Source organism: uncultured Winogradskyella sp. (genome assembly GCF_937958655.1).
Classification (GTDB): domain Bacteria; phylum Bacteroidota; class Bacteroidia; order Flavobacteriales; family Flavobacteriaceae; genus Winogradskyella.
On sequence record NZ_CALGNH010000001.1, the window covers coordinates 1 to 21,109 of the forward strand.

General features: G+C 34.9%; 13 protein-coding genes. 10 read left to right on the forward strand and 3 right to left on the reverse strand.

Annotated elements, in window-relative coordinates; translation table 11 throughout:
* The 4 genes from Q0800_RS00005 to Q0800_RS00020 form a co-directional block, all read left to right on the forward strand.
* Positions 1-800 (forward strand): isoaspartyl peptidase/L-asparaginase family protein (locus Q0800_RS00005; protein WP_299126551.1); only part of this gene is annotated, 800 nt, incomplete at its 5' end.
* Positions 801-923: 123 nt separating this feature from the next.
* The gene (locus tag Q0800_RS00010; protein ID WP_299126552.1) at positions 924-6,536 is read left to right on the forward strand and encodes an MG2 domain-containing protein; all 5,613 of its coding nucleotides are present in this window, start codon (positions 924-926) and stop codon (positions 6,534-6,536) included.
* A 227-nt stretch (positions 6,537-6,763) separates the two neighbouring features.
* Positions 6,764-7,615 (forward strand): SH3 domain-containing protein, encoded by an 852-nt coding sequence (locus Q0800_RS00015; RefSeq protein ID WP_299126553.1) that lies wholly within the window; start codon positions 6,764-6,766, stop codon positions 7,613-7,615.
* Positions 7,616-7,755: 140 nt separating this feature from the next.
* On the forward strand, positions 7,756-7,899 hold the full coding sequence (locus Q0800_RS00020) for a hypothetical protein (protein ID WP_299126555.1): 144 nt from the start codon (positions 7,756-7,758) through the stop codon (positions 7,897-7,899).
* Positions 7,900-7,987: 88 nt separating this feature from the next.
* On the opposite strand, the gene Q0800_RS00025 is transcribed toward Q0800_RS00020, so the two are convergent.
* Positions 7,988-10,453: a T9SS type B sorting domain-containing protein gene (locus Q0800_RS00025; protein WP_299126556.1), complete on the reverse strand. Its 2,466-nt coding sequence runs from the start codon at positions 10,451-10,453 to the stop codon at positions 7,988-7,990.
* A gap of 100 nt (positions 10,454-10,553) precedes the next feature.
* Here Q0800_RS00025 and pbpC point away from each other — a divergent pair, with 100 nt between their 5' ends.
* Entirely contained in the window at positions 10,554-12,884 is a 2,331-nt protein-coding gene (pbpC, locus tag Q0800_RS00030; RefSeq protein WP_299126557.1) for a penicillin-binding protein 1C, read from the forward strand.
* A gap of 134 nt (positions 12,885-13,018) precedes the next feature.
* Entirely contained in the window at positions 13,019-13,450 is a 432-nt protein-coding gene (locus Q0800_RS00035; RefSeq protein ID WP_299126670.1) for a hypothetical protein, read from the forward strand.
* Positions 13,451-13,563: 113 nt separating this feature from the next.
* On the opposite strand, the gene Q0800_RS00040 is transcribed toward Q0800_RS00035, so the two are convergent.
* Positions 13,564-14,643: an endonuclease/exonuclease/phosphatase family protein gene (locus Q0800_RS00040; protein WP_299126558.1), complete on the reverse strand. Its 1,080-nt coding sequence runs from the start codon at positions 14,641-14,643 to the stop codon at positions 13,564-13,566.
* A gap of 139 nt (positions 14,644-14,782) precedes the next feature.
* Between Q0800_RS00040 and Q0800_RS00045 the strand changes: the two genes are divergently transcribed.
* The 3 genes from Q0800_RS00045 (at position 14,783) to Q0800_RS00055 (ending at position 19,539) form a co-directional block, all read left to right on the forward strand.
* Positions 14,783-17,659 (forward strand): carboxypeptidase regulatory-like domain-containing protein, encoded by a 2,877-nt coding sequence (locus tag Q0800_RS00045; protein WP_299126559.1) that lies wholly within the window; start codon positions 14,783-14,785, stop codon positions 17,657-17,659.
* 35 nt (positions 17,660-17,694) lie between these two features.
* The gene (locus Q0800_RS00050; protein ID WP_299126560.1) at positions 17,695-19,104 is read left to right on the forward strand and encodes a DUF5689 domain-containing protein; all 1,410 of its coding nucleotides are present in this window, start codon (positions 17,695-17,697) and stop codon (positions 19,102-19,104) included.
* A 72-nt stretch (positions 19,105-19,176) separates the two neighbouring features.
* Positions 19,177-19,539 (forward strand): hypothetical protein, encoded by a 363-nt coding sequence (locus Q0800_RS00055; protein WP_299126561.1) that lies wholly within the window; start codon positions 19,177-19,179, stop codon positions 19,537-19,539.
* Positions 19,540-19,603: 64 nt separating this feature from the next.
* Here Q0800_RS00055 and Q0800_RS00060 read toward each other — a convergent pair whose 3' ends face one another.
* Positions 19,604-20,116, reverse strand: a complete 513-nt coding sequence (locus tag Q0800_RS00060) for a heavy metal-associated domain-containing protein (RefSeq protein WP_299126562.1) — start codon at positions 20,114-20,116, stop codon at positions 19,604-19,606.
* Positions 20,117-20,212: 96 nt separating this feature from the next.
* On the opposite strand from Q0800_RS00060, the gene Q0800_RS00065 reads away from it, so the two are divergent.
* Positions 20,213-21,091: an EamA family transporter gene (locus tag Q0800_RS00065; protein ID WP_299126563.1), complete on the forward strand. Its 879-nt coding sequence runs from the start codon at positions 20,213-20,215 to the stop codon at positions 21,089-21,091.
* Positions 21,092-21,109: the final 18 nt, after the last annotated feature.

The following is a 21,109-nucleotide window of genomic DNA, read 5'->3' on the forward strand; positions in this document are numbered from 1 at the left end:
CAGTAACCAAAACCATTAACGTTATGGAAGATTCTCCTTTATTCAATGCAGGAAAAGGAGCCGTGTTTACCAATGCAGAAACGAATGAGTTGGACGCTTCAATTATGGATGGCAGAACTCTAAACGCTGGTGCTTCTGCAGGCACAACAACAGTTAGAAATCCAATTGATTTAGCGAGGGCAATTATGGATAAATCTCAGCACGTAATGATGGCAGGTTTTGGTGCAGAAAAGTTTGCTGAAGCGCAAGATTTAGAAATCGTAGATCCACAATACTTTTTTACTGAACGTCGCTTTAACTCGCTTAAGAACGCTAAAAATAGAGAGAAGGTAGAATTAGACCATGATGAGAAAACTGCCTTCTATGATGATAATATCAAAGACTACAAATTCGGAACAGTGGGTTGCGCTGCACTAGATAAAAATGGAAATCTAGCTGCTGGCACCTCAACAGGAGGTATGACCAATAAACGCTATGGCAGAGTTGGTGATGCACCAATTATTGGATCTGGCACTTATGCCAATAATGCGACTTGTGCAGTCTCTAGCACTGGTTGGGGCGAATATTTTATTAGAGCACAAGTAGCGCATGATATTTCTGCACTTATGGATTACAAGGGCTTAAGTTTAAAGGAAGCTTCTAAAGTAGTTTTAGACAAAGTTAAAGATCTTGGTGGCAATGGTGGCATTGTAGCCGTAGATAAAGATGGTAATATGGTAGCTGAGTTTAATACAGCTGGTATGTATCGTGCGACGATGAATGATAAAGGCGAATTAGAAATTGGAATTTATGAAAAATAGGTTTTAAGAACAATTTAACAACCACCCAAAGTCTAAATGTTAAAACCTTGGCGTACATATTTTAACAAGAATGTACCTACCCTTCTTTTTCACTGAAGTTTTATTTAATTCCATCAAACAATCATGCACATCAAAAAGCACCTTGCCTTCCTGGCTCTAATTGTCATTGCAATTTCGTGTAAAAAGAAGCCTATAGAAACAGATAATATTTTTAAGTATAGAGATTATATTAGTTACACTACTTCCGGAGTGGTTTCGGTAATAACACCAATTAAAATTAATCTCGCTGAGGACGTAAAAGGTTGGGAAGCAGAGCAAGAGTTAGATGCTGGTTTAATTAAAACACATCCTCATATCCAAGGAACTTTAAAAGCACTCAATAAACACACCTTATTGTTTACGCCAGATGAAGCTTTAAAGCCAGCTACGGCATATGGTGTTACTGTAAAGTTAGGTGATATCTATAAAACCATTCCTACAGAATTTAAAAACTACACCTTTGAGTTTAAAACCATAACACCAAGTTTTAGTATTACCACTAACAACTTACAATCGTATAGTAAAGAATGGCAATATGTGTTGGGTCAGTTGCGCTCTTCTGACGTTATTACTTTAGAAGAAGCTAAGCAATTAGTCACTGCAAAACAGAAGAAAAAAGACTTAAATATTGTTTGGTTAGAAGAACCAAAGCCTTCAAAATATTTTGAATTTAGAATAGACAGTATAAAACGTGAAATAGAAGATAGTAAAATTGATATCGCTTGGGACGGTAAAGCCATTAAAGCCGAAAATAAAGGCGAGAATTTCATCACCATTCCTGGGAAAAACAATTTTAGTATTGTTGAAACTAATGTGATTCAAAATCCAGAGCAATACTTATCCATTAACTTCTCTGACCCATTAAAAAAGCAACAGAATTTTGCAGGTTTAGTAACTATTCAAAATGTGAAAAACCCAAGATATATTGTAGATGGTAATATTTTAAAAGTGTATCCAGACAATAAACTAGTCGGTGATATTAGAGTAGATGTATTTACAGGTATTAAAAATACCGACGGCTTTAAACTTAAAAGTGCATTCACTCAAACGCTAACCTTCGAAGAATTAAAACCACAAGTACGACTAATAAGCAATGGTTCAATTCTACCAAATTCAAAAGATTTAAAATTCAATTTCGAAGCCGTTAACCTCAATAAGGTTGATGTGCGTATCATAAAAATATTTGAAGATAACGTGCTTCAGTTTTTGCAAGAAAAGAACATGAATAGCAACAACGAATACCATATAAAACATGTTGGTCGTCGTATTGCTAAAGAAACAATAACGCTTATTCAAGATCCAAAACAAAACACAGGCAAATGGAAAGCCTACAGCATCGATTTATCTAAATATTTACAAGCTGATCCTGGTGCGATTTATAGAGTTGAAGTTGGTTTCAAAAAAGACTATTCACTTTACGACTGTACTTCTAATTCAGAAACGACAGAAGTCGACGAAGACGATGATTATGATGACTATTACGATGATTATTACGAAGAAGATTTCTATGCATCAGAGGATATTTCTGAAGAAGAACAAGAACTTCGCGAAGAACGTTATTGGGATAATTTAAGCTACAGTTACAGAAATACCAATTACAGATATAGAGACAGAGACAACCCTTGTACAGATTCGTACTTTAACTACGGAAACCGTACAGTAGCACTAAATTTAATAAGTTCGGACCTTGGTGTGATAGCAAAGCAAGGCAACGACAATACCTATTTCTTTGCTGTGACTAATATTTTATCTACAAATCCTGAAGGCAATGCTAAAGTCACTTTATATAATTACCAACAACAAGAATTAGCAAAAGGCAATACCAACAGTGATGGAATTATAGAATTAGACGCTAAAAAACGTGCTGCTTTTGCCATTGTCACCAAAGGAAAAAATGTGAGCTATGTGCGATTGTTTGATGGTAATTCGTTATCGCTAAGTAAGTTCGATGTCTCAGGTAATCGTTTACAACGTGGACTCAAAGGTTACATCTATGGTGAGCGAGGAGTTTGGAGACCAGGTGATAGTTTATTCTTAACCTTTGTACTCAATGACAAGGCCAATAAATTACCTAAACGTCATCCTGTTAAGCTCGAAATCACAGGTCCTGTTGGAAAGCTCGTTTACAGAAAAGTGTCAGTAGATAACATCAATAATTTCTACGATTTTAAAGTACCAACATCACCAGATTATAAAACCGGAAACTACAATGCAAAAGTGTCTGTTGGTGGAGCTAATTTTACAAAACCCTTAAAAATTGAAACGGTTAAACCGAACCGTCTAAAAATTAAAATAGACTTTAAAGACAAGGTGTTAACCAACAACAAGTCATTACAAGGTGATTTAGACGTAGCGTGGTTACATGGTGCACCAGCAAAGAATTTAAAAGCTGAAATAAAAGCAAAATTCACGACGTCGTACACAAGTTTTAAAGGCTATAAAGGTTATGTTTTTAACGATCCAACTAAAAACTTTAACACTGAAGAAACCAATGTATTTGAAGGCTATTTAGATGCAGAAGGGAAAGCAAAAGTAGATACAGAATTAAATATTGGCAAAAATGCTCCTGGCATGTTAACCGCTCAATTCCTAGTGAGAGCATTCGAAAATGGTGGTGATTTTTCACTCGATGCCTTCACCATGCCTTATGCTCCTTATGAAAGTTTCGTCGGTTTACAATCACCAAAAGGCAACAACTATGGTTCGTTCTTTACAGACGAAAATCACACCTTTGATATTGCTACAGTTACTGCTGAAGGGAAACCAATTCAACGTAAAAAATTAGAAGTAAAAGTCTATAAAATCGAATGGCGTTGGTGGTGGAATTCTTCTTACGATAACTTATCGAGTTACGTATCGAGTAATTACCATAGACCAGTTCAACAATATGAAATCGATACTGATGCTAATGGAAAAGCTAGCTTTAAGGTTAATATTCCAGAGAACGATCGTGGACGTTATTTAATTAGAGTGGTTGATCCTGTAAGTGGTCATGCCACAGGACGCACAGCCTATTTCTATAAGAACTGGTGGTCTAACTCAGCTTCTGGTAATAAAGAAGCAGCTAAGATGTTAGTCTTTTCAACAGATAAAGAAAATTATAATGTTGGTGATACAGCTAAACTCACTTTCCCATCTGGTAGTGAAGGCAGAGCTTTAGTCAGTATAGAAAATGGAACAGAAGTGTTGCAACACCAATGGGTAAAAACAAAGCCAGGTGAAACTACGATTGATATTCCTGTAACTAAAGACATGGCTCCGAATGTATTTATCAATATTTCATTATTGCAACCACATGCAATAATCTCTAATGATTTACCAATTCGTTTATATGGAGTGATTCCGATGCTCGTAGAAAATCCGGCTACAAAATTAGAACCTCAGATTAGTATGCCAGATAAAATTCAACCAGAGCAATCGTATGAGATAAAAGTGTCAGAAAAGAACAATAAAGCTATGACCTATACCATTGCAGTTGTTGAAGAAGGTTTATTAGACTTAACGCGTTTTAAAACGCCAAATGCTTGGAATAGCTTTTACGCTCGCGAAGCTTTAGGTGTAAAAACTTGGGATATTTTTGATGATGTCATTGGAGCATATTCTGGTAGTATAGATCAAGTCTTTGCCGTTGGTGGTGATGGCGCTGCGGCTAAGGGCAAAAACAAAAAAGCAAATCGCTTTAAGCCAGTAGTCACCTATTTAGGACCTTTCCTTTTAAGTGAAGGAAAAACAAAAACTCACAAACTGAAAATGCCAAATTATGTTGGTGCAGTGCGTACTATGGTTGTGGCTGGTAATAACAATAATGAAGCTTATGGAAGTGCTGAAAAATCAGTGCAAGTTAAAAAGCCATTAATGGTCTTAGCAACCTTGCCGCGCAAGTTAAGTCCTGGTGAAAAAGTAACGCTTCCTGTAACTGTTTTTGCTATGGAGAATAAAGTGAAAAACGTTACACTTTCTGTAAAAACTAGTGATGGTATTACTGTAAAAGGGAACAAATCACAATCCTTACAATTTAGTAAACCAGATGAAAAAATGGTCTATTTTGAATTGGATGTCACTAAAGCAAAAGGCATTAATACGATTGAAGTTGTAGCCACTGGGAATGGAGAAAAATCAACCTACAAAGTAGAGATTGATGTGGAGAATCCGAATCCAATGACCTCTCGTGTTATTGACAAGGAATTACAAGCCAATGCAAAACAAAAAATTGATATTACAACCTTTGGAGTGCCTGGAAGTAATTCCTCAACTGTAGAGTTTTCAACTTTACCTCCAATGGACTTTACCAAGCGTATGGAGTATTTAATTCGCTATCCACATGGTTGTGTTGAGCAAACCACATCTGGTGTTTTTCCACAATTATTCTTAACCGATATTTTTGATTTAACACCTCAAAAGAAAAAGCAGGTGCAAAGCAATATTGAAAATGGCATCAGACGCTTAGGAAATTTTCAAAATACAAGTGGTGGCTTAGGCTATTGGATGGGTGAAAGTACAGCCAATGATTGGGGAACAAGTTATGCCGGTCACTTTATGATTGAAGCCGAAAAGAAAGGCTTTGTATTACCCTTAAGTTTTAAGAGTAATTGGATTAATTATCAAAGACAAGCTGCTCGTAATTGGAGACCAAGCTACAAACATTACCATACTGATTTTGCACAAGCCTATCGTTTATACACCTTAGCTTTAGCTGGAAGCGCAGACTTAGCAAGTATGAACCGTTTGAGAGCGTTTGAAGAGATTTCTAACGATGCCAAATGGAGACTAGCTGCGGCTTATGCATTAGCTGGACAAAAAGAAGCGAGTGAAGCCATTTATAAATCCGCAAACATCGATTTTGAATCTGATAAGGAAGATAACTATACCTATGGTTCTGTTTACAGAAATAGAGCCATGGCTTTAGAAACTATGCTCATTACAAATCACCCTAAGAAAACAGATTTGGCAAAATCTATTGCAAAATCTTTAGCAAGTGATCGTTGGATGAGTACACAAACAACAGCATACAACTTATTAGCAATTGGCAAAATGATTACGAAGAATGGCGGTAAAGAATTGAAATTAACGTACAGTATTAACGGAAAAACAGAAACCATTGACACACAAAACGGCATTGCTCAACGAAATATTTCAATAAACGAAGGAGCAAATCAATTGGTAGTAGATAATGGAAAAGACAATTTGGTGTATGTACGCATTTTAAATTCTGGAAAACTAAAACTGGGAGAAGAAATAGCAGTACAACGAGGCTTTTCAATTTCAACCGTATATAAAGATTTACAAGGCAACACCATTGATGTAACCAAATTACAACAAGGTCAGGATTTTGTAGCAACGGTTAGTATTTCAAACTTAACCAGAGATTATGTAAATGATGTGGCTTTAACACAAATTTTTCCATCAGGTTGGGATATTGTGAACACACGATTTACAGATTTTGGAGATACTACTGTGAGTCAGGCAGGATTTACAGATATACGAGATGACCGTGTAAATTTCTATTTTGATATGAGTAGAAAAGGAAAACATCCTTCGACTGCGCTCAGGACAGGCTCTACCAAAACCTTTACTGTAATGCTAAATGCATCGTACTTAGGCACCTATTATTTGCCAGGAGCGCAAGCAGAAGCCATGTATGATAATGATGATTATTTGGTAAGAAATAAGGGCCAATGGGTTATTGTTGAAAAATAAAAAACGAGTATGAACGTCAGTTCGAGTGATTCTGACTTTTCTGTCAGAATAGTATCGAGAACCTTAGTAACTAAACATTGTTTCTCGATACAAATCTTAAGCTCCTAAAAGCCTAAAATTCACTCGAAATGACAAAACAATAAACAAAACTAAATTCTTACTAGTCGACAAGTAAGAAGCTAAGCATAAACAAACCGCTAAAATGTTTAACTTAAAAACAAGAAATTATGAACAATTTAAAAATGATTTTAGCGATTGCATTGGTATTCAATATGACAATTGCAACAGCACAAGAAGAAGCCTATGTAGCGGCAGAAAGTGGATTATCTCTGAGAGATCAGCCAGATGTTAGTGGAAAAATGTTGACCAAATTAGCCTATGGTGAAGCCATTGGTGTACTAGAAGAAACGGATAAGAACTTAGTCGTATTAGATGGAGGTGAGAAAATTAGCGGTAATTGGGTAAAGGTAGAAACCAATAATCATGTTGGTTATGTGTTTAACGGATACTTATCTCCAAATAAAATTGCACAGACAATTCGAGTTACGCTTAATGATTTAAATGTTGAAATTAAAAACTTAGCAACTAGTGATTATAAACGTTTACATCGTTTAAAAGAAGATGAATCCATTACAATTAATGTAGATGAAAGCGATTCTCCAGAAGGCAAAAACATTGTCCTTATAGATAATGATTATAAGCAAGTGAGCCTATTTCAACGTTTTGAAAATAGTTTCTCATTTATGAGTGCGGATACTAATTGTAACTCTAACGAATGGACACAATTTAACACCGAATGGAAGCCATTAAAGCAATTAAAGTCTAATACTTTTGAAACTTTAACTTTTACAGAAAAGGATTGGGTCAACTTTATTGAAACTGCGACAAAAGATTTAAAAGATGATGTTGTAGATAAATGTGGTGAAGACTGGTTGGCTTATGTAAAGTCTATAGAAAATATAAAAGATTTCCCTGTTAGTGTATCTACAAACCGTGTATTTATTAAATTTATCTTGACAGATTTTGAAGATAATATCACTGAAAAAATAATTGAGTTTGAAATCCCAAAAGACTCATGAAATATTTACACCCCTAAAGTCCCCTCAAGGGGACAATCCTAATAAGTTACTTTTGAACTATTGTCCCCTTGAAGGGACTTTAGGGGTGTTTTTAAAAATAAGTTTAACCTAACAGATTACCATTTTCACAGGAAATGAATATGAAGGACTTTACACCATACTTCGACGTAATTTTTACGTCAATACAGACAGAAAATACCGAAGGCTATGCTGAAATGGCTGATATAATGGAAACCTTAGCAAAACAATCAAAGGTCGGAGCAAAAAGAAAAAAGAATATTTAATAAAAACTATAAATCCTACTTAGAAATTTCTAAATAGTGGTATTTAGATTCTTCATTCGTTCTTCACTCTGAATGACAAAAAATACGTCTAACGTTTCAACGTAAAATGACCTTTTAACTCTTTTCCATCTAAAACGATGCGATACCAATAATCTGATGTCGGTAAATCCTGTCCATTGAATGTGCCGTCCCAATTGACATTTCTATTTGTTGCAGAAAATAGCAACTTACCATAACGATCAAAAATATAGACTTCGGAAGACGTAAAAAACGGGTCAAGGTTTAAGGAAAAGAAATCGTTTTTACCATCATCGTTTGGCGTCATAAATTTTGGAATATAAAAATGTGCGTGCTCTTGTATAGTAATTGTATTACACTGAGTGGATTTTACGTAAATAGTATATAAACCAGACGGTAAATTACTAAACGTGTTACTTAACTGATAATTAATACCGTCAATTGAATATTGAATCGCTCCAGTATCTACTGTATTAATAATTATAGAGCTTCCTAATGTGGTAATATTTTCAATTATTGGATTTTCAATCTCAGTAACATTAAACGTTATAATTTCAGTAGCGCAACCATCGGTTACCTCAACTGCATAAACACCACCAGCACTTATATCTATAGATGGTGTGGTTTCACCAGAATTCCATTGATACACAGGATTACTAATTGATGTTGTTGCTATTAAGGTTATTAATTCATCCTCGCATAGTGTTAAAAACGCATCTCTTGTTTCAATAGGTTGTGTTCCTATAATGCCCCATTGGCAGGTAGTTAAATTAAACTGAGTAGATTGCCAACACTGTAAATCCATTGGCTCTTCTGGCGCAACACCTATAATTTCCCACAAGCAAGTAGCGTCATTAAATGTTGCGGTTTCCCAACAATCTAAATTTATTGGCGCTTCAGGTTGAGTTCCTGATATTTCCCACGAGCAGGTTACTTCGTTAAAAAGTGTAGTTTCCCAACAGGCTAAATTAGTTGGTGGCTCTGGTGCTGTACCACTAACTTCCCAGCTACAATTCACAGTATTAAAAGTTGCCATTTCCCAACAGGCTAACCCTGTTGGTACTGTTGGCTCCGTACCTGTAACGTCCCAAGCACATGTTGTTGTATTAAAGGTTACCGTTTCCCAACAAGCTATAGTGGGCTGTGCTGGTTGTGTGCCAATAATTTCCCAACTACAGGTGCTATTATTAAATATCGTAGATTCCCAACATGCCAATCCTGTAGGTGAAGCGGGTTGTGTGCCTGTAATAGTCCAATCACAAAGCGCATTATCAAACACTGCAGTTTCCCAACATTCTAATGCAGGTTGCATTGGCTGATTTCCTGTTACCTCCCAAATACAAGTGGTATCATTAAAGGTAGCTGACTCCCAACATTCTATAATTGGTTGCGTTGGCTGATTTCCTGTTACTTCCCAACTACAAGTTGCGTTATTAAATGTAGCGATTTCCCAACACTCTAAGTTTGTGGGTGCTGTGGGTTGTGTTCCTGTAATAACCCAATTGCATATATTATCATCAAATAGTGCGGTTTGCCAACATTCTAATACAGGTTGCGTAGGAGCCTGAGTAATATTTACCTCATAAATATCTGAAAACGTAATACAATCTTCATTATCTAAATTGATGGGAAACTCAGCCACCTTAGCTCTAAAAAAAGTAGTTGTAGTAATGTTATTTATAGTTAAGTTAGCCATTGTCTCACCTGGGATATCTACCCAATTTAGACCATCATTACTGCTCTGCCATTGGTAAAAATGACTACTAAAAACTATATTGTCTGGTTGCGCAAAAATGGTATCTGAAAAAGGTGCCTGTGTACTACAAAAACTTACTGAATTATTGTTTCCTGTATCCGCAATAGTTATTTCATCTCCACAACTTTTAAAAACAATATCATCTATAGCGACATCATTACCACAACCACCAGAACTATTATTAATCATTTTTAAAATCACTGATGTTTGACTAGGTATGGTTTGAAAAACTAATGCAAATTGATCCCAAATTGGTGCCAATGTACCCGTAATGTTACCTGTACTGCCAGAGGCTAATAGATTAGAGTCTGTACTATCCCAAATTTCAAAACTTACGTTAACTGGTATAGCACCAGCTCCACAATACCCATTAAGTGGACTTAAATTTAACAACCAAGATGAAAACTCGTAAGTCGTATTTTCGCACAAACCTGTTATTGTTGTTCTGTAGAATTCACCAGGACTAAAGCTAGAATTTACAATTAACATTCTACCGTGCGTGTCATTTGGCGTATGATCTCCTGTAAAGAACCAATCAAAATAATTGGTATTACTGGTGACCGTATAAAGTCCGTCATTTGGCGGTTGCCCATTGGCATAGTTATAAGTTGTAGTTCCTGGTGGTAAGGGTGTATCATTTAATCCTACCCCAAAGTCCTCAACAAAAATTGGATCACCAGAATTTCCTTGACAGAAACCTAATTGGGCTTGCATTTCTATAGTTACAAAAGAAATACACAAAATAAAAAGGGTCTTAAAATCTAAAACATTCTTTTTCACGTTTAAATATATATAGAAGTTTGTGTAATTTTCTTTTCTTTTCGATAAAATGAAGTTAAAAATTGATTTTGTATAGTATATGTATAGGTTGATAAAATATATGAGGCGTAAGCGCATAATTACTCTAGTGATTTTATTACTAAGTATTGGCTACTATTTTTGCTTACCTCAACAATTATTTAAAGACCCAACTTCAACCATAATTACAAGTTCATCCAATGATCTTCTTGGCGCATTAATTGCCGATGATGGCCAATGGAGATTTCCTGAGTGTGATAGTATTCCTCAAAAATTTAAAACGTGTATTCTTCAATTTGAAGATGAATACTTTTATAAGCACCCTGGCTTTAATCCTATTTCCATTTTTAAAGCGTTTCAACAAAATCTAAGTTCTGGCTCTATAAAACGAGGAGGAAGCACCATTACACAACAGGTGATTCGCTTATCTCGAAGGGGACAAAAACGAACATATCTTGAGAAACTTAAAGAAATCATTCTCGCTACACGTTTAGAATTTAGAAGCTCTAAAGACGACATCTTAAAACACTATGCAAGCCATGCTCCTTTTGGCGGTAATGTCGTTGGTATAGATGCTGCTGCTTGGCGTTATTTTAATCGTAATGCTTCAGATCTATCTTGGGCAGAAAGTGCTACGCTTGCTGTGCTTCCTAACGCACCGAGTTTAATTTATCCAGGTAAAAACCAAAAAAGCTTACTAGACAAGCGTAACCGCTTATTGAAAAAATTATTTGAAAACGGAACAATCGATGAGCTTACATACAAACTATCAATTGCAGAAGGTTTGCCTCAAAAACCTTATCCTTTGCCACAAATTACGCCTCATCTGCTTCAAAAAGCGGCGAAAAATCAAAAAGGAAAACACATAAAATCCACAATTGACATCGCTTTACAATCTCATGCCAATCAATTAGTAAAACGGCATTATAATGTCTTAAAACAAAATGAAATTTATAATATTTCGGTATTAATATTAGATGTGAATACGCGTAAGGTTTTAACTTACATAGGCAATTCCCCTACTGATAAAGCACATCAAAAAAGTGTTGATATTGTAAATAAACCTAGAAGCACAGGCAGTATTTTAAAACCATTTTTATATGCTGCTATGCTAGATGCTGGAGATCTACTTCCTAATACTTTGGTTGCAGATGTACCAACACAATTTGGCAGTTATCAACCAGAAAATTTTGATAAATCGTATGACGGAGCTGTACCTGCAAGTGAAGCTTTATCGCGCTCATTAAATGTACCCTCGGTTAGGATGCTTCAAGGTTTTGGACTAGATCGTTTTTATCATTACCTAAAACAACTTCAATTAAAAGATTTAAAATATAACACTAACCATTATGGTTTATCGCTTATACTTGGTGGTGCAGAAAGCAATTTATGGGACTTATGTAAGAGTTATTCGGCCATGGCCTCCACTATAAATCATTTTAATGATAACTCTAGCCAATACTTTACTCATGAATTTATTCAACCCATTTATAATTCTAAATCAACTATTGATTTTGGTAAACCTACCCACGAGAAAACGGTATTTGATGCTGCTTCGATTTATCTTACGTTTGAAAGTATGAAACAAGTCAATCGTCCTCAAAGTGATGAGAGTTGGGAGTTTTATGATTCTTCACAAACTATAGCTTGGAAAACAGGTACAAGTTTTGGTTTTAGAGATGCTTGGGCCATAGGTACAACAAAAGATTATGTTGTGGGCGTTTGGGTTGGTAATGCAGATGGTGAAGGCAGACCTGGCTTAGTTGGAGTACAAACGGCAGCACCAATACTGTTTGATGTCTTTAAGCTTTTACCAAAAAGTGAATGGTTTGGCAAGCCCTATGACGAAATGATTGAGGTCTCTATTTGTAAAAAAAGTGGTTACAGAGCGTCCTCAATTTGTGATGAAACATCAATTATGCACATCCAAACTTCTGGTAAAAAGACTGAACCTTGTCCTTTTCATAAATTAGTTCATTTAGATAATTCCGAGCGCTATCAGGTGAATTCTTCTTGTGAATCGGTTTCTAACTTAAAGACCTTGTCGTGGTTTGTATTACCACCATTACAAGCCTATTATTTTCAGAATAAAAGTCCGTTTTACAAATCGCTTCCGCCTTACAGAAATGATTGTACTGAGGTATCTAAAGTAACTATAGAATTTATTTATCCCAATCAGCAAAGCACTATTTTTCTTCCTAAAGATTTTGATGGAGAAGCTAACGAGCTCGTACTAAAAGTGGCTCACTCAAAACCTGAACTAGAGCTACACTGGTATATTAATGAAAAATATATTGGTAGTACAAGAGACATCCACGATATGGCAACAAAGCCAGAAGAAGGCGAACATATTATTACCGTTGTTGATGAGCTTGGTAATGAGATAAAACATAAAATTATAATTGCACAGTAAAAGTTTATACGATATTGTTTTGCCCAACACACCTAAAGTCGCCTTGAGGAGGTTTTAGGGTGTAATAGTTTTCAAATGCAAATATTGAACATTGTTGTGTTCAATTGTTTACTTTTGTCATTATATAATAACTCATTATGGAAACGATTCAATTTATACATTCTGGTTGGGCCTATTTAGTACTCGTGGTTTTAGTATTAGCTACTATAAACGCACTTTTTAAATTCTTTGGTGATAAGGAATTTGATGCTAAAGATTTTAGAATCTCACTTTTTACTTTAATAATAATGCATATTCAGTTATTGTTAGGTCTTATTTTATGGTTTACAAAAGGCTATTTTGATGAAATGACGGTTGGGGAAGTCATGAAAAATGATGGCGTAAGAAAATTAGCCGTTGAGCATCCTGTAACCATGCTAATCGCTGTAGCATTGGTAACTATTGGTTATTCTAAACATAAAAAGAAATTAGTGTCTAAGCCTAAGTTTAAGGTGCTTTCGGTTTTTTATACCATAGCATTAGTCTTAGTACTATATATGATTCCTTGGAATCTTTGGTTTAGCTAAAAATAATATGATTGTCTGAAAAGTAGTGCTCTCTGTAATTTTGAGCATTAGTTAAAATGACAGTTTTTTATTAATTTACATTTTAGACATCCTCTTGTTATGAAATCTGTTTATTAGCCCTTTGTAGTCTCTTTATCTTCCTCAACTTCCCTAATCAAATAAACATAAACAGGGAAGTGATCACTAAAACCATCTGTAAAACCACCATCGGCAAAACTTCTAAATGGGTAGCCTTCGTATCTGCCTCTTTTATTAGTTAAAAATGCTTTATTGTAAATACCTGCTTTCCAAAATCTAAACGACGAATAATCATTGCTAAGTAATGGCTTGGTCATCATTATTTGATCAAACAAACTCCAAGCATCTCTATAGGCAGTTGTACCATATCCTTTTTCAGTAAACATTTTTTCAAAAGGATTATAGATCCCTTTAAAGGGCACTTTTTTTCTATCCTTCCTAGCTTTTAGCACTTTCTTTACACTTTCGTTAGTTGGATCATCATTAAGATCTCCCATGGTTAATATCTTGGCATAAGGATCAATAGATTGCAATGAGTCTATAAGGCGTTTATTTAATTTTGCCGCACCTACACGCTTAGATCGACTTCTTGCCTCACCACCACTTCGAGATGGCCAGTGATTAACTAAAACATGGATTAGGTCTCCATCTAATTTACCATAGACCAATAATTGATCTCTAGTATAGACTCTTTTCCTAGTAAGATCATCGTATATTAAAAGCTCATGAGAAGTAGATTCTATAGGTCTAAATAGTGCCTTTTGGTATAACAAAGCAACATCAATACTTCGTTTATCAGGACCATCAAAATGAATAATACCATAGTCCTTAGATAATAATAATGGATCATTAACTAAATCCTCTAAAACCTTTCTGTTCTCAATTTCACAAACACCAATAATAGCTGGCGCATTATTGGCCATATCGTTGCCAATACCAGCAACCACAAGTGCCATGTTTTTTATCTTCTTTTTATAAACCTCTGATCGATTAGCTTTTAGTTCCATGATAGGACTAGCTTCGTCATATTTTAAAGGATCATTAATAGTATCAAAAAGATTTTCTAAATTATAAAAGGCTACGGTGTGGATTTTAAAACGCTTTTCATCTTGTGCTTCAATATTTGAAACATAAGTTATAGCTAGTGTAAGAAGTAATAGTTTTAATGATTTCATGGCTACTATATTAACTAATTGTTATATCCTAAGCAAATTGCTTGCCAAAAGTATATAATTCTTATAAATGGTGTAAATTTGAGGGTTTTTATTAACCATTATTTAATCTGTACTAACAATCATAATCAAATATGCAGGTATGAAAAAAAGTTTTTTATTCTTTCTATTCGGAACAATACTTACCTTAACTGCTTTTGCACAACAAACCATTGTAAAGGGTAGTGTTTTGGATGGAACTACAGGAGAACCAATTCCTGATGTAACCATTACTATTGAAGAAACCTTACAGACACTAAAAACAGACGCCAAAGGTGAATTTAGTTTTGTACAAAATGTTCCTCTTGGGGAACAGGTTTTGAAAATTGAAAAAGTAGGCTATGTTACAAAACGTTACCCAATCATTGTTAACGAAGGACAAACCGTTGATATCAGCGGAATGACCTTAGATTTTGATACCAGTGACAAAAAAGATCTATTCATTATTTCAATTTCAGATGCCAATCTCAATAGTGAGGATGACGGATTAACAGATAACATTTCTGGTCTTCTACAAGCATCTAGAGATGTATTTTTAAGTGCAGCAGCATTCGATTTTAGTGCAACATTCTTTAGACCGCGAGGTTTAGATAATGCCAATGGTAAAGTACTCATCAATGGTTTGGAAATGAACAAGCAATTTAATGGACGACCGCAATGGGCAAATTGGGGAGGCTTAAACGATGTGCAACGTAATCAAGAATTTTCAATGGGTATGTCTGCTAATGATTACAACTTTGGTGATTTAGCAGGTACTAATAATATTATAATGCGCGCCTCTAAGTACAGGAGAGGTGGTCGTGTATCTTATGCAGCAGCGAATAGAAGTTATGCTGGTAGAGTTATGGGAAGTTATAGTTCTGGGCTTTTAGAAGGAGGTTGGTCGTACTCTGTGTTAGGATCTAGACGCTTTGGTAATGAAGGTTACATTGACGGAACACTTTATGATGCTAATTCGCTATTTGTTGCTGTAGAAAAGCAACTCAATGATAAGCATAGCATAAATTTTACAGGAATTTATGCGCAGAACAGACGTGGCCGTTCTACAGCTATTACAGAAGAGGTGTTTAATCTTAAAGGAAGACAATACAATCCTTTTTGGGGACTACAAGATGGAGAACAACGAAATTCAAGAATGCGAGAGACTAATGAACCAATACTAATGTTAAATCATTATTGGGATATAGCGCCTAAAGTTCGTTTAAATTCTAATGTCGCCTACCAATTTGGTGAAATTGCGAATACTAGAATAGACAATGGAGGTACAAGATTGGTGACCTTTAATGGTGAAAATGCGTATTTAGGTGGTGCTCGTAATCCAGATCCTACCTACTATCAAAATTTACCAAGTTTCTTTTTACAAGATCCCAACCCAACATCGTATGATTTTCAGCAGGCTTATGTCTCTCAACAAGATTTTATAAACGATGGTCAATGGGATTGGAATGCGCTTTATGAGGGTAACGCTACTTTAAGAGCTCAAGGAGGTAATTCATTATATGTTGTACAAGCAGATGTAGTAAAAGACCAACAGTTCTCTTTTAATTCTATATTAGATGCTGAACTTGCAGATAATATAAAATTAAATGCTGCTATTAATTATAGAAAACTAAAAAGTGAAAATTTTGCCCGTGTAGAAGATTTACTTGGAGGAACTGGCTATTTAGATGTTGATTTTTTTGCAGAAGAAGATGACAATTCAACGATCAGTGACCAAGTAGCCGCAAACTTAGCGCAGAGTGACGTAAATAATCCTAACAGAATAGTTGGTGAAGGCGATCGTTATAAATACAATTATGAGATGAATGCAGATGTTGTAAGTGGATTTGCTCAGGCACAATTTAAATATAATAAAGTCGATTTTTATACTGCCATTAATTTGTCGCAAACAACATATCAAAGAAATGGATTATATGAAAATGGATTTTTTCAAGGTAATGGTTCATTTGGAAATAGCGAAAAATTAGACTTTTCAAATTATGGTTTTAAAGCTGGCTTTACATATAAAATAACAGGTAAACATTTAATAGATGTCAATGGAAGTTATTTTACTAAAGCACCATCAATTCGTAATTCGTTTAGTAATGCTAGGCAGTCTAATGCTACAGTAATAGGCTTAGAAAGTGAAAAAGTGCAATCCTTAGATGCAAGTTATATTTTTAGATCACCTATTGTAAAAGCAAGATTAACCGGTTTTTATTCTGGTTTTCAAGATGGCTCAGACATTGGTTTTTATTTTACTGAAGATCTTGCTGGTCTTGGTATAGATACTGGTGACGCATTTGTTCAAGAAGTTTTAACAAATATAGAACGTAGACATGTTGGTGTAGAGTTTGGTTTAGAAGCACAAGTTACACCAACAATAAAACTAAAAGGTGCAGCTTCTGCAGGACAGTATACATTTCAAAATAATCCAGATCTATACTTAACGAGTGTGGATTTTCAAAACAGAAGTGATATTGGTACAGAAGTTAGATTTGGTGACGGCACAACTCAATTAGATGGTTACCATGTTGCTGGTGGACCAGAACGTGCTTACCAAATTGGGTTTGAATATAGAGATCCTGACTTCTGGAATATTGGCATTACTAGTAACTTTTTCTCTAACGCCTACGTGGATGTCAGTAATTTAGCTAGATCGGCTAACTTTACGTCAGATTTTGATGGTAATACCTTCAATGACTTCGACGAGCGTACTGCAAGAGATTTACTAAAACAAGAACAATTTGATGACTACATGTTAGTTAACATTATAGGTGGAAAATCGTGGAAAATTAACGATTACTTTTTAGGCTTCTTTGCCACAATAAATAATGTTTTAAACGAGGAATATAGAACTGGTGGTTTTGAGCAATCTCGTTTAGCCAACTTTAGGCGTTTACAGGAGGATAAATCTAGAGATAACGGCCCTGTTTTTGGACCTCGTTATTTCTACGGAAATGGCACTACGTATTACCTTAATCTATATGTTAGATTTTAATAAAAGCTATGTTAAAACAATATAAAATTACAAAAATGAAAACTTTAAAAATTACAAAAATAGTACTACTTCTTTTAGGGTTAGTGGTATTTAACGCTTGTGTACAAGACGATGAATTTAATACACCAAATACTGGAGTTACAGAACCTAATATAGATACTGTTAACGACGTCGTTAGCATCAATTCTGTTCTAGGTGAGCTAATACAAGCTAATCAAGGCGGTGAACCAATTTATACTTTTGAATTTGATGAAGGTATTGAAAGATTTGTTGAAGGTTTTGTGATTTCATCGGATGAAGGAGGAAATTTCTTTGAAGAATTTATTATTCAAAACGCACCAGAAAATCCAACTAATGGACTAAGAGTTTTATTAGATGTTAACCCTTTATTTGTGCGTTACGAAGTTGGTCGTAAAGTATTTATAAAATTAAACGGTTTAACTGTTGGATTCTCTAATGGGGTTTTAACTCTTGGAGTATTAGAAGGTATAGATGGTGCTGCAAAAATACCCGCAGCACAAGAGAATGATTTTATTTTTAGATCGCCAGAAGTCGCAGACCTAATTCCTCTACCAGTATCTATATCGGATTTTTCAGATGACAAAACAAATTTATTAATTGAATTACAAGATGTTCAATTTAGTAGAAATGAAGCAACTGGAGATAACCCTTTAAGTTTTGCTTCAGAACCGTCTGATCAATTTGATGGTGATCGTACTTTAGAAAGTTGTGCTTCTTCTGCATCGGTTGTTTTTAGCACTAGTACGTTTGCTGATTTTAAGGGCTTAACCTTACCGTCAGGTAGAGGTAGTATGAATGTTATATTAACTAAAGATTTCTTTGGAGAAGTATTTAATGTTGTTGTAAACTCACCTGAAGATATCAATTTTGATAGTGCAGATCGATGCGACCCAGATTTCTTAGAATGTACTGATCCATCTGGTGGTGGCGCTGCCATCTTCCAAGAAGACTTTGAAGGTTTTGGCACTTATACTTCTGAGGGTTGGGATAATATTAATATAAGCGGAACCGATACAGACTGGTTTATTAGTAGTTTTAGTGGTAATTTCTACTCTCGTATTTCGGCATTTGGCTCTGATAATAACGAAGCAGATGTTTGGTTAGTAACACCAGAGATAGATTTAAGCACAACTGAAGGTGAGGAATTAAGTTTTGATGTTCAAGCAAATTTTGACAATGGCACCAATTTATCAGTTTGGATTTCTACGGATTACGCGGGCGACCCTACCACTGCAACTTGGTCTATTTTAGACGCCACCATACCTACTGGTCCTGCTGGTACATTTGGTAATTTTGAATCTGTTGGCCCTATAAATATTTCTTGTGTAGAAGGTACTGCTGTAGTAGGCTTTCTTTACGAAGGGTCTGATCCTAGCGCAACAACACGATATCATTTAGATAATGTTATAGTCACTGGTAACTAATTTAATGACTTTAATTTATCCTAAAACCGCATCTTATTCTTTTTTAAGATGTGGTTTTTTTAAGTTTACATTATGCTAGACACCTATTATATAACCATATTTAATCATTACAAGAAAAGGTTTAAAAAACAAAGTATTCGCATTGCGTTAATCTATATTATTTCTTTAGAGTTTTCAATTATTATAGCATTAGGAGCTTTCTTTTTAGCTTTTGCTAACCAGATGAAAATGGCGACTATGTCGGTCACTAAATTTTGGGTACTATTAAGCCTAATAGGTCTATTTATTATTTTTAAAAACTGGATGCGTTACAATGGCAAAAAAAGAAATATTTTAAACGCCAAACTCAAAGTAAAAGGTACATCTGTTTATTTACTATGGCTTTTGCCAGTAAGTTTTTTTGCAATGGCATTAATCTTTCTACAAACACAATAAAAAAGCGCTACCTTATATGGTAACGCTATGCTATTTTTTATTAGATTAAAAAACAATCTTATTGTTAGGCACTTTTCTCTTGTTTACAACATGCTTTTTTGCAATCTTGCATACAAGCTTCCTTGTCGTTTTTTGCATCACCAGTGCAACATTTCATTTTACAGTCTGCTTTGCAGGTTTTTTTATCCGAGCCAAATACCTCAACTTTTTTAATATCCTTTACCTTGTAAATATCAGCAACACTCGTTACTGTTTCTTCTAAGGACTCAGGTGATACCTTTGCTTCGTCGTACTCTACCATTGCAAGACGCTTATCAAAATCTACTTTTGCAGATTTAACACCTTCCATTTTGGCCATTTTTTTCTCTATCGTTTTAGCACAACCCATTGCACAGGTCATACCATCGATTCCAAATTCTACTTTTGCATAGGATGCATTAGGATCTAAGGTCTTAGCAACATCCTTTTCGTCCACTTCAATTGCTACAGTTTTCACCTCTGGTTTAGTTTCATTTTTACAAGATGTGAAACCCAAAACTAAAACCACAGCTAGACATAAACTCTTAAATACTCTCATAAGTTTAAAATTTTAAATATTGGTTAAATCTAATAAATATTGCCATTTATTGCAGAATATTTAACGACTTTTGTGACTGTTTTAGATGGCCTTTGTATGAAAAACCCTAGCATTAAGTGGATATATCTAATTATTTTATCTATAATTTGGGGCAGCTCCTTTATTTTAATTAAAAAATCGTTGTTAGGCTTATCTCCTTATCAGCTTGGTGCACTGAGAACTATTATTACAGGAGTTATTCTATTAGTAGTAGGATTTACAAAACTTAAAACCATCCCTAAATCTAAATGGAAATGGATTTGCCTTTCCGCATTCTTAGGGTCTTTCTTCCCTTCTTTTTTCTTTGCCATTGCAGAGACTGAAATTGATAGCGCCGTGGCCTCTATTTTAAATTCTTTAGTTCCGCTCAATACAATATTACTTGGTTTCGCCATCTTTAAAATAACATCTACTAAACGACAAATTTTTGGAGTTATCATTGGCTTTATCGGTACTGCAATTTTAATTTTAAAAGGGGCTGATCTTAATCCTAACCAAAATTATTTATATGCAGGTTTTGTTATTGCATCAACACTTATGTACGGTGCTAACGTTAATATTATAAAACGTTACTTACAAGATGTAAAACCTTTAGCAATTGCCGCTGGTAATTATGTGTTTATTATAATCCCTGCATTGGTTGTACTTCTTTTCACAGACTTTTTCACCGCTGCACGGTTTAGCCACCCAGATCTTCCCATGTCTATTTTTTATACTATTGTTTTATCTGTTTTTGGTACCGCTATAGCTAAAGTTATTTTTAATAAATTGGTACAGATGTCTACACCAGTTTTTGCATCTTCAGTAACTTACGTTATGCCTATTATCGCTTTAATTTGGGGGCTTTTAGATGAAGAAACCTTTAGCTTAATACAAGGTTTGGCGGCATTACTTATTTTGTTTGGTGTTTATTTATCGCACATAAAAAAAGTATAAAAAAACCGAAACATTTCT